General features: G+C 70.6%; 10 protein-coding genes. 7 read left to right on the plus strand and 3 right to left on the minus strand.

Annotation, left to right across the window (positions count from 1 at the left end; all coding sequences use genetic code 11):
- Positions 1–11: 11 nt before the first annotated feature.
- The gene (locus AC16DP_RS16370) at positions 12–1,745 is read right to left on the minus strand and encodes a Tox-REase-5 domain-containing protein (protein ID WP_329727178.1); all 1,734 of its coding nucleotides are present in this window, start codon (positions 1,743–1,745) and stop codon (positions 12–14) included.
- 254 nt (positions 1,746–1,999) lie between these two features.
- Here AC16DP_RS16370 and AC16DP_RS16375 point away from each other — a divergent pair, with 254 nt between their 5' ends.
- On the plus strand, positions 2,000–2,602 hold the full coding sequence (locus AC16DP_RS16375) for an MXAN_2756 family trypsin-like serine endoprotease (RefSeq protein WP_329727177.1): 603 nt from the start codon (positions 2,000–2,002) through the stop codon (positions 2,600–2,602).
- On the plus strand, positions 2,599–3,321 hold the full coding sequence (mrtX, locus tag AC16DP_RS16380; protein WP_329727176.1) for a myxosortase MrtX: 723 nt from the start codon (positions 2,599–2,601) through the stop codon (positions 3,319–3,321). Before AC16DP_RS16375 ends, mrtX begins: the two co-directional genes overlap by 4 nt.
- 8 nt (positions 3,322–3,329) lie before the next feature.
- Here the strand turns inward: mrtX and AC16DP_RS16385 are convergent, their stop codons facing one another.
- Positions 3,330–4,169, minus strand: coding sequence for a class II glutamine amidotransferase (locus AC16DP_RS16385; protein WP_329727175.1), 840 nt, complete (start codon positions 4,167–4,169; stop codon positions 3,330–3,332).
- A gap of 213 nt (positions 4,170–4,382) precedes the next feature.
- Between AC16DP_RS16385 and dnaK the strand changes: the two genes are divergently transcribed.
- The 3 genes from dnaK (at position 4,383) to AC16DP_RS16400 (ending at position 8,342) form a co-directional block, all read left to right on the plus strand.
- Positions 4,383–5,999 (plus strand): molecular chaperone DnaK, encoded by a 1,617-nt coding sequence (gene dnaK, locus AC16DP_RS16390; protein WP_329727174.1) that lies wholly within the window; start codon positions 4,383–4,385, stop codon positions 5,997–5,999.
- 561 nt (positions 6,000–6,560) lie between these two features.
- Positions 6,561–7,568: a J domain-containing protein gene (locus AC16DP_RS16395; RefSeq protein ID WP_329727173.1), complete on the plus strand. Its 1,008-nt coding sequence runs from the start codon at positions 6,561–6,563 to the stop codon at positions 7,566–7,568.
- Positions 7,569–7,586: 18 nt separating this feature from the next.
- Positions 7,587–8,342: a CvpA family protein gene (locus tag AC16DP_RS16400; protein ID WP_329727172.1), complete on the plus strand. Its 756-nt coding sequence runs from the start codon at positions 7,587–7,589 to the stop codon at positions 8,340–8,342.
- A 12-nt stretch (positions 8,343–8,354) separates the two neighbouring features.
- Here AC16DP_RS16400 and clpX read toward each other — a convergent pair whose 3' ends face one another.
- Positions 8,355–9,428, minus strand: coding sequence for an ATP-dependent Clp protease ATP-binding subunit ClpX (clpX, locus tag AC16DP_RS16405; protein ID WP_329727171.1), 1,074 nt, complete (start codon positions 9,426–9,428; stop codon positions 8,355–8,357).
- A 223-nt stretch (positions 9,429–9,651) separates the two neighbouring features.
- On the opposite strand from clpX, the gene speA reads away from it, so the two are divergent.
- Positions 9,652–11,664: a biosynthetic arginine decarboxylase gene (gene speA, locus AC16DP_RS16410; RefSeq protein WP_329727170.1), complete on the plus strand. Its 2,013-nt coding sequence runs from the start codon at positions 9,652–9,654 to the stop codon at positions 11,662–11,664.
- A gap of 151 nt (positions 11,665–11,815) precedes the next feature.
- Positions 11,816–13,660, plus strand: a complete 1,845-nt coding sequence (locus tag AC16DP_RS16415; RefSeq protein ID WP_329727169.1) for a penicillin-binding transpeptidase domain-containing protein — start codon at positions 11,816–11,818, stop codon at positions 13,658–13,660.
- The last annotated feature ends 2 nt before the right edge of the window (positions 13,661–13,662 follow it).

Below are 13,662 nucleotides of genomic sequence, written 5' to 3' on the forward strand. Positions count from 1 at the left end.
ATCGTACAGAACTAGGGTGGCGTGTGGACCACCTCTATACCTTCGACTCGTTCCTGCTTGAACAATCTCTTGAGAATGTCCACCATTCTGGCCTCGGCGACGTGCCAACGAATGCGGACACCCTTGGCCACCCGGAGTTGCCGCTGGGCCTGCCTGACGAGCCGCCTGGCGCCTCGGAAATACTTCCTGGCATTGAGGTCGGCATCGAAGTGCTTGTCGTAGCCCAGGCCCTTGGTCTCCGTCAGGATGCGCTGGTCCAGGTCGAAGCCGTCGAAGTCCGCCTTCTCGCCATTGCGCCATACCCGGTACACCCAGCCCGCGGGCGCTTTCGTCACCTTGTGCTGGAAGGCACGTGAGCGTGGCGACATCCGCTCGTTCTTGGGCACCCACTGCCCCGGTCCCCCCACCGGCGGCACCCAGCCGCCACCTTGGCCCGAGCCCACCTTGGCCAGGTGCAGGCCCCAGGCGACGCTCACTCCCTGGCCCGCCACCGTCACGGCCCGCCCGGGCACCGCCACCAGCCGCAGCACCAGTTCGCCCTTCTTCGTCAGCGTCAGCAGGGGCACCGACAGCCGGCCGAGCTTCTCGCCCCACCCCACCGCCTTCACCGCCCCCGCCCCCGAGGTGCCCACCGTCAGCAGCGCGTTGGCCAGCAGCCGCGACATCTCACGCACCTGCTCGCCCCGCGGCCTCTGGCGGAAGGTCTCCCAATACTCGGGCGCATTCTGGAAGAGCACGCGCACCGCTCCCGGCAGTTGCGTCAGGCTCTCCAGGCTCTCGCCCGGGTGGAAGACGAGCCGGCACAGCCCCTCGAGCATGTCCCCCAGCGCCAGCCCCGCTCCTTCCAGCGCTGGCAGCACCACCCCGTCATCCGGCACATAGGGGCCCAGAGGCTTCGCACCCCGGGGCACCTCCAGCCCCGAGTCCACCGGCCACAGCTGCCCGTCCTCCACCGCGTAGAAGGGGCCCACCTCGTAGCGGCCCGCCCGCAGCGTGCCGTCCGGTTCCAGCCGCACTTCCCCCGCACGCTGCACGGCCTCGCCCGTCACCGCCCGCACCAGGTAGCCGTCCGGCCGCACCACCCTCAACCGGTGGAAGCGGTCCATGCGCGCGTGCAACTCCTCCCGCGTCACCGGACCCGCGCCCGTGGCCACCTCCAGCAGCAGGTGCGCCGCCATGCGCTGGCGGGGAAACTCCCCCAACCCCGCCTCCGCCTCCAGCAGGTGCGCCAACAGTTGTACCGCCTGCTCGGGAGACAGGGTGCTCCCGTCACTCAGCATCACCTCCTCGGGTACGCCCACCTGGTGCAGCAGGCCCCGGAAGTAGTCCAGGCTGAAGGGCACCGGGGCAGGGCGGCCGTCCCCCACACCATCGGGCCAACCCACCGGGACCCCACCTTCGTCCTCCAGCGGCGCGTCCTCCTCCCGCCTCGGGCGGCGCCCCCGCGAGCCGGACACGTCCCCAGGTGCGTCCGCCGTCACTATCGGGACGCCGAGTTCCTCCTCGACGCCGTCTTCCGGGTCGTCGTCCTCGTCGAGCGTGGGGGAGTCCTCTGGCTGTGCGGCGCTCCGGCTTGCCTCCGTACGCAAGGAAGGCGTCATGCGATGGGGGCGTGGGCTCGCCAGCAGCCCGGCCGGAGACGCACCCGTGGTGCATCCGCTCAGCACCCACAGGGCCAGCATGAGCACTCCCCAGGCGCAGCGCTCCCTCGCGCGGAAGGAGGCGTCAGAAGAACGCAGCGGCATGAGTGGGCGTGTCCAAAATCCAGGGCGGCATCTGCGAGAACGCGGTGCGTTGCGCAGGGTCGACATCGTTGCAGTGGTAGACGTCTACCAGTCACACCACAGCTTACCCACATTAACACACACCAGTGGTAGACGTCTACCACTCAAGCCCGCCAGAGCGGTTTCGTGCCCCACCGGCAGAAGGGCGCGCACCCTCCCAACTTGTGGTGGTCACCTCGCCTGGCCCCCCCTGGATGCTCTAGGCTCGCGGCGCCTTGCCGCGCCGACTGCTCCCGCTCGTCCTCGTCCTGCTCGCCACCCGGGTCTCCGCCTCGGAGCCGGAGCGCCCCTCGCGCGCCGATCTCCAGCGGGCGCTCGCCCAGTACGAACAATCCGTCGTCCGGGTGCGAGGCTCCCGGGCCGCCGGCCTCGGCATCATCGTGGGCACCGAGGGCCAGGTGCTCACCTCCGTGCGCCACGTCAACCTGGATGCCGCGCAGGTGGAGTACGGGGGGCGGACGCTGCCGGCCACGGTGGTGCTCGCCAACGCGTACCTGAAGGTGGCCGTCGTCGCCGCCCCCGCCGGCACCTACCCCGCCGCGGCCGTGAAGCCCAACACCGGAGACCTCACCGGCAAGTGGCTCATCGGCATCATCCCCGGCAGGGGCAAGCGCAAGGACACGCCGGCCTCGGCCCTCGCGCGCAAGGCGCCCGCGCCCTTCGTCGACGTGGACCTGGCGCTGCCCCCCGGCAGTCCCCTCTATGACGAGACGGGCCGGCTCGTCGCCGTGTCCGTCCAGCGCAAGGGACGCGGCTGCCGGGCCCTGTCGCTGGACGTCGTCCGGCAGCAGCTCGCCACGAAGGTGGCCCGCCCGTGAGCGTCTCCGCGGCCACGCCCTGGCGCCCCACCGCCGTGCAGGAGGTGCTGGGCCTGTGGGGCCTCGGCTTCCTGGGCATCATCGTCTCCTTCCTCCTCTTCGGAGGCTCCGGCGTGCCCAAGCTGGTGGCCACGGTGGGCTTCCTCTACCTGCCGCTCATCCCCATGCGCTGGCGCGGCGAGGACTACCGCGACTACGGCCTCTCCCTGCGCACCTGGCGCCAGGACGTGCGCCTCTTCCTCGTCATGAGCGCGGTGGTGTTCCCCCTCTTCTTCGGGGCCTTCGTCCTGTGGACGGAGGTGCTGCAACACCTGCCCGCGGAGCTGGCGCGCCTGCTGGCGCCCTTCCGGGGCTCGGCGCACTTCACCCCGCGGCTGCCGCCCCGCTTCGCCGAGTGGGTGGTGGATCAGCTCTTCGTGGTGGCCCTGCCCGAGGAGTTCTTCTACCGGGGCTACATGCAGGCCCGCCTGCGCGACGCCTGGCCGCACGGGCGGCGCTTGCTCGGCGTGCGGCTGGGCCCCGCCTTCTGGCTGACGGCGCTGCTCTTCGCGCTGGGCCACCTGGCCATCTTCCAGGTGTGGCGCCTGTCCGTCTTCTTCCCCGCCCTGCTCTTCGGCTGGATGCGCGAGCGCACCGGCAGCGTGGTGGGCGCCGCCCTCTTCCACGCCGCCGCCAACCTCTTCGTGCGCTTCCTCGAGGTGTCCTTCTTCGGCTTCTGACCCGGGCGTCAGGAGGCGGACGGAAGGTGGCGCACCCGCAGGTCCGCCTCCACCGTCAGCGTGGTGCCCTCGGCCAGCTCCACCCAGCCCGCCGGGCGCTTGAGGTGCGTGGCCACCACCACCGAGCGCCGGCGCCGGTGCGCCCCCATGGCCTGCAGGGTGTCCGGCATGTCGGGCGTGAGGCCGCACACCTCGCAGCGGTCCGTGCCCTCCAGGCGCGAGTAGTACACCGGCTGGCCACCCAGGCGCGTGGCCACCAGGACGTACCCATTGGTGGCGAAGAGGTTCACCGTGGAGGTGCGCGCGGCGCCCGCCCGGGCCGAGGCCTGCGACAGGCTCCTCGCCGTGTCCGCCAGCAGCCGGCCGGCCACCTCCGCCGGGAGCCTCGGGTCATCCCCGTGCCCCGTCTCCCACAGCCGCTTGAGGAAGAGCGCGAAGGCCACCTCGCTGTCCGTCTCCCCGCGCACCTGGCGCTTGAGGAAGTCCGGCACCTCGTCCAGCAGCCCGGCCCGGAGGCGGGCGAAGTCCTCCACCTGCCCCTGGTGCGCGAACAGCCAGCGCCGCGAGCGGAACGGCTGGGTGTTCTCCTCCAGCGACAGCCCCACCGGCAACCGCCGCCCGTGGAACAGGAGCGCCTCCGTCTCGTGCCGCGAAGCGAGCGATTCCAGGGTCAGGTCCGCGTCCCGGGGGAAGCGGCGCAGCAGGACGTCATCCTGCGCGTAGGCGCCGATGCCCACGGCGTTGGACCGCCCCTCCTCCCCCTGGAGCGCCACCTGCCCCTCCAGCCGATGCAGCTCGCACCGCACCAGGTTCGGGTCGGACGTCAGGACAGCCAGCGCGACGGACATGCGGAAAACCCCCTTGGTGCCTCTATAGATAATGACGCCCTCCAGGCCCCTCAACCCGGGTTGCCCCCCGCCGATACCCCAGCCAACCCCTTGAAAGGACTGAGGTTTACCCACACGGAACGTTTGACAGCCCAAGTGCGAGGTGACTAACATCCCGGCGCTTTCCAGAGGGTTGGGGATTCAACGCCCCTCCATGGCTACACCGGAGACGGAATGTCGGACGACATCGCGATCGGCATCGACCTGGGCACCTCCACCTCGTGTGTCTCCGTGGTGCAGGACGGTCAGCCGTTCGTCATCCCCAACGAGTGGGGTGAGACGACCCACGCCTCGTGCGTGTCCTTTCTCGAGGACGGCTCGGTGCTGGTGGGCAACGCGGCCAAGCGCAACATCATCACCAACCCCGAATGCACGGTGTACTCGGCCAAGCGCCTCATCGGGCGCTACTTCTTCTCCGACGAGGTGAAGAAGGCCCAGGCGGTGATGCCGTACCAGATCGTCGAGGGCGAGAACAACTCGGTGCGCATCGCGGTGCGGGGGCACGACTACTCGCTGCCGGAGATCTCCGCGCTGGTGCTCAAGGAGATGAAGGCCATCGCGGAGCAGTACCTGGGCCGAGAGGTGACGAAGGCGGCCATCACCGTGCCGGCCTACTTCAACGACAACCAGCGCCAGGCCACCAAGGACGCGGGCCGCATCGCCGGGCTGGAGGTGCTGCGCATCCTCAACGAGCCCACCGCGGCGGCGCTCGCCTACGGCTTTGGCCGCGAGGTGAGCCAGCGCGTGGTGGTGTACGACCTGGGCGGCGGCACCTTCGACGTCTCCATCCTGGAGATCGGCAAGGACGTCTTCGAGGTGCTGTCCACCGCCGGTGACACCTACCTGGGCGGCGACGACTTCGACGACCGCATCATGACGTGGCTGGCGGACGACTTCCTCAAGCGCACGCGGCTGGACCTGAGGCAGAACAAGTTCTGCCTGCAGATGCTCAAGGACGCGGCCGAGCGGGCGAAGATCGACGTGGGCAGCACGGGCCTGGCCGAGGTGAACTGCCAGGGCATCTGCCAGGACGCCAACGGCAACGTGTTGGACCTGACGGGCCGGCTCACGCAGGACCAGTTCAACCGGATGGTGATGGACCTGGTGCAGCGCACCTTCAAGGTGTGCGACGAGGCGCTGCAGTCCGCGCGCATGACGGCGGCGGACATCGACGCGGTCATCCTGGTGGGAGGCCCCACGCGCCTGCCCATCATCCGCAACTCGGTGCGCCACTACTTCCAGAAGGAGCCCAAGGAGGGCATCAATCCGGACCAGGTGGTGGCCATGGGCGCGGCGCTGCAGGCCAACGCGCTGCTGGACGCGGCCACCGAGACCTTCCTGGTGGACGTGACGCCGCTGTCGCTGCGGATTGGCACGGTGGGCGGCTACACGGAGAAGGTCATCGACAAGAACACGCCGGTGCCCATCGACCGCTCGAAGACGTTCACCACCAGCCGCGATGGCCAGGAGAAGGTGAAGATCCGCGTCTACCAGGGCGAGTCCAACCGCGCCGACGAGTGCGAGATGCTGGGTGAGTTCGAGTTCTCGGGCTTCCGCATCGGCTACCGGGGCGAGGTGAAGATCGACGTGACGTTCGAGATCAACACCGACGGCCTGGTGAACGTGTCGGCGACGGACCAGGAGACGGGGCAGAAGACGTCCACCACGCTGACCATGTCCTCGGGCATGTCCGAGGCGGACATCCAGGCTTCCATCCAGGCCAACAAGCAGATTCAACTCGCGGGGCATGGGGCGGATCTGCCCGCCGTGGCCACCAGTCGAGGGAGATAGACGAGCGCGATGTCCCAGCCTCCCCAGAACGGCGCCGGGAAGCCCCCCGCCCCTCCGGCAGAGACCCAGCCCGCGGCGCCGGGCTCGAGGACGGGTCCGTCGGCAGCCACCGCGCCCGCCGTGTCCCCCGCTCGCCCTCCGCCGCCCCCGGGTGCCACACCCGCCGCGGCTCCCGCCCGGCCTCCGGTAGCCGGAGCGCCCGCCCAACCTCCCGCTGCCGCGCGTCCGACCGCTCCCGGTGCACCCGCCGCGGCCTCCGGCGTCCGCCCGGCCACCGCCGGTGCACCCGCCGCGGCCTCTGGCGTCCGCCCGGCCACCCCCGGTGTACCCGCGACGCCCGGCACGCCCGCGGCGGCCCGTCCCGCCTCGGCCCCCGGCGCACCCACGGCGCCTGCAGCGGCACGGCCACCTTCGTCCCCGGGCGCTCCCGCCGCCACCTCCGGAGCCCGTCCGGCCGTGCCTCCGGGTGCGCCCGCTGCCCCGGGTGTGCCTCCCGCCACGCCGCCGCGTCCTCCGGGGACGCCCTCGGCGACGCGCCCCTCCGCCACTGGAATTCCGAGCGTGGCGTCCGTTCGGCCACCGCCTCCTCCTGGTACGCCCCCCGCGCCCCCGGCGGCGGCCAGCGCGCCCCCGCCTCCGCCCGCCGCGGCCTCGCAGTCCCGCGCGCAGCCGCCCACGCTGGCGCCCGGGGCCGTGCCTCCACCGCCTCCCGTGAGCACCACGCCGGGCTCGGGGCCACGTCCCGCCGTGCGGCCCACCACCTCGCTGCCGGCCGTGGCGCCCGCGGGGACCACACCCGCCGCGCGGCCTCCGTCCGGAGCCGGCCCGGTGCGTCCACCACCGCCGCCTCCCGCCGCGCTCCAGCCGCCTCCTCCGCCCGTGGCGCCGGCCATCGCGCCGCTCGTGCCCCCGGTGGCTCCGGCCATCCCGCCCGCGCCGCCCGCCGCCGCCATCCAGCCCCCTCCCCCGCCGCCCGCCGCGGCCGGGAAGACCCTGGACATCGACCCGAGCCAGATGACCGAGCTCTGGGATCGCTGCGCCCGGTTGGATCAGATGGACTACTTCGAGGTCCTCATGGTGGACCGCGCGGCCGCCCCGGCGGACATCAAGAAGGCCTTCTACCGCGAGAGCCGCACCTACCACCCGGACCGCTTCTTCCACCTGGACAACAAGGAGCTGAAGGACCGGGTGCACGACCTCTACAAGCGCGTCACCGAGGCCTACTACGTGCTCCGGGACGACGCGAAGCGCCGGCAGTACACGGCGAACATCTCGGGGCCGGAGCGGGCCCAGAAGCTGCGCTTCACCGAGTCCTCCGAGGCCGAGACGCGTGCCGCCTCCAAGCGCCAGGTGGAGGAGCAGATCGGCGTGCACCCCAAGGGGCGGCAGTTCTACCAGACGGGCGCGGCGGACGCGGACGCGGGCCGCTGGGCCTCGGCCGAGCGCAACCTGAAGATGGCGCTCACCTATGAGCCAGCCAACACCCGCTACAAGGAGAAGCTCGCCGAGGTGCAGAAGGTGCTACTGGAAGAGTCACGCAAGCAGGGCGACGCCTTCAAGATCCGCTGACACGAAACGGGGGAGCGCGTGACCATCGACCTGATCATCCTGGGGCTGGTGCTGCTCTTCGCGGTGGCGGGAGCCATCAGCGGAGGGGCGAAGCAGATCGCCAACCTGGTGGCGCTGGCGGTGGCCTGGTACGTGTCGCGCAAGCTGGGCACGTACGTGGGGCCCAGGATGGCGGCGGCCCTGGGTGGCGCGCCGCTGCTCATCGGAACGGTCGCCGGGACGATGGTGGTGTTCATCACCGTGCTGGTGGCGGTCCGCTACGCCCTCACCTACTTCCTGCAGCGGCTCTTCGGCGGGCCGGATCCGGACAAGCGGGGCGTGGACAGCGCCCTCGGCTTCGTGCTCGGCGGGGCGAAGGTGGCGCTCATCACCTACGTGGTGCTCAGCGCGCTCGTCTTCGCCGAGCAGTACATCATCGTCGCGGGCAAGCGCATGGGCGTGTCGCCCAGGGACTCGGTGTCCTTCGGCCTGGCGCGCCGCTACAACCTCTTCGAGATGACGCAGTTCGCCGCGGTGAAGGACATGGTCGCGGTGGCCAGGGTGTCCGGCAACCCGGAGAGCGCCCGTCGCATGGCGAACGATCCGGCCTTCAAGTCGCTGAAGCAGGACCCGCGCTTCCAGCGGGCCCTCTCCGACAAGAACCTGCGCGAGGCGCTGGAGAAGGGCGACACGCAGGCGGCGCTGCGCAGCAACCTCGTCCTCCAGCTCCTGCAGGACCCCCAGTTCGTGGCCCGGCTGGGGGCCGCCGCCCGGGCGTCCGAGCGCGGCCCGTAGCCAGGCAAGGGCTCAGGCGCCCAGCCCGGCGCTCGCCTCCAGGCCGGCCAGGCGGGTGCGGACGAAGCCCTGGTCCACGGTGACCTGGCGGCGGCGGTGCTCGGGGGCCTCGAACATCACGTCCGACATCACGTGCTCGAGGATGGAGCGCAGGCCGCGCGCCCCCAGGCCCTTGTCGATGGAGAAGCGCACCACCTCGCGCAGGGCGTCGTCGGTGAGCTCCAGCTCGATGCCGTCCAGCCCCAGCAGCTCGCGGTACTCGCGGACAATGGAGTCCGGGGGCTCGGTGAGCACGCGCAGCAGCTCCGGCTCGCCGAGCAGCTCCAGCTGCACCACCACGGGCAGGCGGCCGAGGAACTCGGCGAGCATGCCGAAGTCCACCAGCTGCCTGGTGGTGACGCGCCGGCGCACCTTCTGGAGGTCCTGGGCGCCGAAGCCCATGGGCCGGGTGTCCACGTTGCCGCCGTACTCGTGCAGGTCCGAGAACGTCCCCGCGCAGATGAACAGGATGTCCCGGGTGTCGATGGGCACGAAGTCCCCGCGGTTGAACGTCTGCGTGACATTCATGGGGACGAAGACCTCGCGTCCCTCCAGCAGCTTGAGCAGGGCCTGCTGGACGCCCTCGCCGCCGATGTCGCGGCTGCCGGCCCCGTTGCGCGCGCCCTGCGAGCGCCGGGCGATCTTGTCCACCTCGTCGATGAAGATGATGCCCCGCTGCGTGTCCTCCACCGAGTGGTTGGCCTTGAAGAGCAGGTCCGCCACCATCACCTCCACGTCCTTGCCGTAGTAGCCGGCCTCCGTGTACTCGGTGGCGTCCACGGTGGTGAACGGGACGGAGAGGATCTCCGCCAGGTTGCGGGCGATGTGCGTCTTGCCGCTCCCGGTGGGCCCGATGAGCAGGATGTTGCTCTTCTTGAGCAGCGAGGTGCGCCGCAGCCGGCGCGCCTGGATGCGCTTGAGATGATTGTGGGCAGCGATGGCCACGGCCCGCTTGGCCGCCTCCTGGCCGATGACGAACCTGTCCAAACGCTCGTAGATTTCCCTCGGGGTCATCAACGGCGAGTCCCTGCGTGCGGACGACTCCATGTACCCTCCCCTTGGCTCCATGCGGGCTCCCGGACCTCCTCTGGGGAAGGGTAGGAATCCGCTGGGAGACAGCCCACTCATTGCGCTGGGAAGGGGGCCTGCCCCCACGTCTGGCCGGCCGCCCCTCAACCAGGAGTTGAACCCCGGGGAGTTTCCCGATACTTCCCGCGCTGTCCGCTGTTGGACACCGTCCCACCCCTAGACCGGGAGATCAGGAACGCCGATGCCGCCCATCACTCCTCAGCACCGCTGGACCCTCGCCGATGCCCAGGACACCTACGGCATCCGGAACTGGGGCGCCCCCTACTTCGGCGTCAACGAGAAGGGGCACGTGTGTGTCCATCCGGATGGCCCCACGGCCCCGAACATGGACCTGAAGGAGCTGGTGGACGAGGTCCGCCGCCGTGGCATCGGCCTGCCGTTGCTCATCCGCTTCACGGACGTGCTGCGCCACCGCGTGGTGCACCTCAACCAGGCGTTCCGCAAGGCCATCTCCGAGCACAACTACAAGGGCGTCTACCAGGGCGTCTACCCCATCAAGGTCAACCAGCACCGGTACGTGGCGGAGACCATCGTCGAGACCGGCAAGCAGTTCGGCTACGGCCTGGAGGCCGGGAGCAAGCCGGAGCTGCTCGCGGTGATGGCGCTGTTGGATCAGGAAGACGCGCTCGTCATCTGCAACGGCTACAAGGACGAGGAGTACGTCGAGACGGCGCTGCGCTTCAGCCGCCTGGGCCGCAAGGTGGTTCTGGTGGTGGAGAAGCCCTCGGAGCTGCCCCTCATCGCCGAGGTGGCGCGCAAGACGGGGATTGCCCCGCGCATCGGCATGCGCGTGAAGCTGTCCTCGCGAGGCGCGGGCAAGTGGGAGGCCTCGGGCGGAGACCGCTCGAAGTTCGGCCTGTCCTCCTCGGAGCTGATGAGCGCCATCGGCTTCCTGAAGGAGACGGGGCTGCTCTCCTCCTTCGAGCTGCTGCACTTCCACCTGGGCAGCCAGATCTCCAACATCCGCAACGTGAAGAACGCGCTGCGCGAGGTGGGCCGCTTCTTCGTGGAGGTGGCGCGCCAGGGGGCCCCGCTGAAGTACCTGGACGTGGGCGGCGGCCTGGGCGTGGACTACGACGGCTCGCAGACGAACTTCACCTCGTCCATGAACTACACGACGGAGGAGTACGCCAACGACGTGGTGTTCGCGGTGATGGAGGCGTGTGACTCGGCGGGCGTGCAGCACCCCACCCTGGTGTCCGAGTCGGGCCGCGCCATCGTGGCGCACCACGCCGTGCTGGTGGTGGACGTGCTGGGCACCAGCGAGTTCGATCCCGTGAGCGTGCCGGAGAAGACGGACGACAAGGCGCCCTCGGTGGTGCGCAACCTGCTGTCCACCTTCAAGGAAGTGACGAACAAGAACCTGCTCGAGGCCTACCACGACGCCCAGGACTACAAGGAGGAGACGCTCACGCTCTTCTCCCTGGGTCACCTGTCGCTCGAGCAGCGCGTGATGGCCGAGAACATCTTCTGGGCCCTCTGCCACAAGATCATGCGCATCGCCGGCGAGTCGGGGGAGATTCCCGAGGAGCTCGAGGCGTTGGAGAAGCAGCTGTCGGACACCTACTTCTGCAACTTCTCGGTGTTCCAGTCGCTGCCGGACTCGTGGGCCATTGATCAGCTCTTCCCGATCATGCCCATCCACCGGCTGAACGAGCGGCCGTCGCGGCGCGCGGTGCTGGCGGACATCACGTGCGACTCGGACGGGAAGATCGATCACTTCATCGACAAGCGCGAGGTGAAGGACGCGCTCGAGCTGCACCCGCTCAACAACGACGACTACTACCTGGGCATCTTCCTGGTGGGCGCGTACCAGGAGATTCTGGGAGACCTGCACAACCTCTTCGGTGACACGCACGCGGTGCAGGTGTCGCTGGGGCCCAACGGCGGCTACCTGATCGACCACGTGGTGGAGGGCGATACGGTGACCGAGGTGCTCAACTACGTGAGCTACAACAAGGACGACCTGGTGGCGAAGCTGCGCAAGTCCACCGAGGTGGCGCTGCGCAACGGCAAGCTGACGCTGGACGAGTCGCGCCAGCTGCTGCGCATGTACGAGGAAGGCCTGTCCGGCTACACGTACCTGGAGCGCGAGGTGGACGCGTCCTTCGTGGCCCAGCACGGGCAGCTGCGCCTGGTGGCCCAGGACAGCGGCACGGCCGGCAAGGCCCCCGTTCCGCCCACCGGCACCTGATCGCCCCACGGTAGAGCCAGGGATGTCCTGAAGCCCCGCGAGCGCCCCCAGGTGCCGCGGGGTCTTCTTTTTCCGGGGCCGGCAACTCCCCGCCGCATTCCTTGACTCGCCGCCTGTCCGCAGCACAGTGCGCCGCGTGTCACGGCAAGGGTTGAGGGTTGGAGTCAGTGTCGCGGCGGCCCTGTTCCTGGCGGCCTGCGTCTCGGTGCGGGGACGGCCCGCGGAAGGTCCTCTCGAGGAGGCCCAGGCCTATCTGCAGGCATGGGCCGGGGGCGACTTCGCCACCATGGGGCGGAGGGTGGCCGAACCACCCGCCAACTTCGTCGAGCGGCACCAGCGCTTCCGCGATGACCTGCGCATCCTCTCCTCGCGCTTCGAGCCCGGCCGTGTCGAGCGCGAGGCGGAGAGCGCCGTGGTCACCTTCCGCGCCACGCATGTGGTGCGCGGGCTGGGCGAGTGGGAAGTAAACGGCGCACTGCCCCTCGTGCGCCGCGAGGGACGCTGGTGGGTGCGCTGGACTCCGGCGGTGCTGCACCCCGAGCTGCGCGAGGGAGACCGATTCTCGCGCACGAGGACCCGCCTGGAACGGGCCGCCATCCTCGATGGAGACGGACTGCCCCTCACCCGCCAGGGCGAGGTCATCACCATCGGCGTCGAGCCCCGGCGCATCCAGAATCGCGCCGCCGTGGCCTCGGCGCTCCAGGCGCAGCTGGGCGTGGACCCGGCGCGGCTGGAGAAGCTGCTGAACGCGCCGGGCGTGGCACCCGAGCACTTCGTGGCCATCATCGACGTGCGGCCGGAGCGCTACCAGCAGGTGCGCCCGGCGCTGGCGCCCGTGCCGGGCATCTTCTTCCGCCGCAAGAGCGCCCGGCTCTCCCCGGCGGAGGGCTTCGCGGCCCACACCCTGGGCCGCGTGGGCGAGGTGACGGCCGAGCTGCTCCCACAGCTGGGCCCGACCTACCAGCCGGGAGACATCGTGGGCCTGTCAGGGCTGGAGCTGGCCTATGAGCATCAGCTCGGGGGAAGTCCCTCCGGGGAGGTGCGCCTCACCCGTCCTTCCGGCGAGGTGCGCGTCCTCGGCCGCTTCGAGGGGACGCCGGGCACACCGCTGCACACCACGCTGCGCCAGGAGGTGCAGTCCGCCGCGGAGGCCGCGCTCGAGGGGGTGGCCCAGCCGGCGGCGCTCGTCGCGGTGGATACGGGAACGGGCGCCATCCTGGCCATCGCGAGCCGGCCGCTCGAGCAGCCCCTTCACCGGGCCCTCACCGGCCGCTACCCGCCCGGCTCGACGTTCAAGGTCGTCACGGCGGAGGCACTGCTCGCGGCGGGGATGACCCCGGACTCCCCGGCGTCGTGCCCGCCAGTGGCGACCGTGAGCGGCAAGTCATTCCGCAACTTCGAGGGAGAGGCGTTCGGGAACACCCGCCTTCGCGTGGCCTTCGCCCACTCGTGCAACACCGCCTTCGTGCTGCTGGCCTCCGGACTCGAGGAGGGCGCGCTCGGAGAGGCGGCCCGCCGCTTCGGCTTCGACGTGGCCTACGACCCGGGACTCCCCTCCCCTGGCGCCTCGTTTCCCACGCCCCGGGACGAGGCCGAGCTGGCGGCGGCGGCCATCGGACAGGGACGCGTGCTGGCCACGCCGCTGCACATGGCCTCGGTGGCGGCGGCGGCCGAGTCGGGCCGGTGGCGCGCGCCCTACCTCGTCGCGGAGCTCGAGGACGGCCCGCGCGCCTCGCTGGCGGCCGGTACGCGTGTGCCCTTGCAGACGCTGATGCGCGCCGTCGTCACCGAGGGCTCTGGCCGGGCGGCGGCGGGCCTGCTGGGGCTCGCGGGCAAGACGGGCACCGCCGAGTTCGGAACCGGCACCCCGCTGCCCACACACGCGTGGTTCATCGGCTTCCGCAACGGCATCGCCTTCGCCGTGCTGGTCGAGGGCGGCGGCGTGGGCGGCCGTGTGGCCGTGCCCATCGCCGCGAAGTTCGCCGCGGCTTTGTGACT

It is taken from the genome of Archangium sp. (genome assembly GCF_057119385.1).

Bases quoted from the DNA above. Each gene is read 5' to 3' on its own strand.
- AC16DP_RS16370 (WP_329727178.1), bottom strand. From the start codon at position 1,745: ATGCCGCTGCGTTCTTCTGACGCCTCCTTCCGCGCGAGGGAGCGCTGC.
- AC16DP_RS16385 (WP_329727175.1), bottom strand. From the start codon at position 4,169: ATGTCCGTCGCGCTGGCTGTCCTGACGTCCGACCCGAACCTGGTGCGG.
- clpX (WP_329727171.1), bottom strand. From the start codon at position 9,428: ATGGAGTCGTCCGCACGCAGGGACTCGCCGTTGATGACCCCGAGGGAA.
- speA (WP_329727170.1), top strand. From the start codon at position 9,652: ATGCCGCCCATCACTCCTCAGCACCGCTGGACCCTCGCCGATGCCCAG.
- dnaK (WP_329727174.1), top strand. From the start codon at position 4,383: ATGTCGGACGACATCGCGATCGGCATCGACCTGGGCACCTCCACCTCG.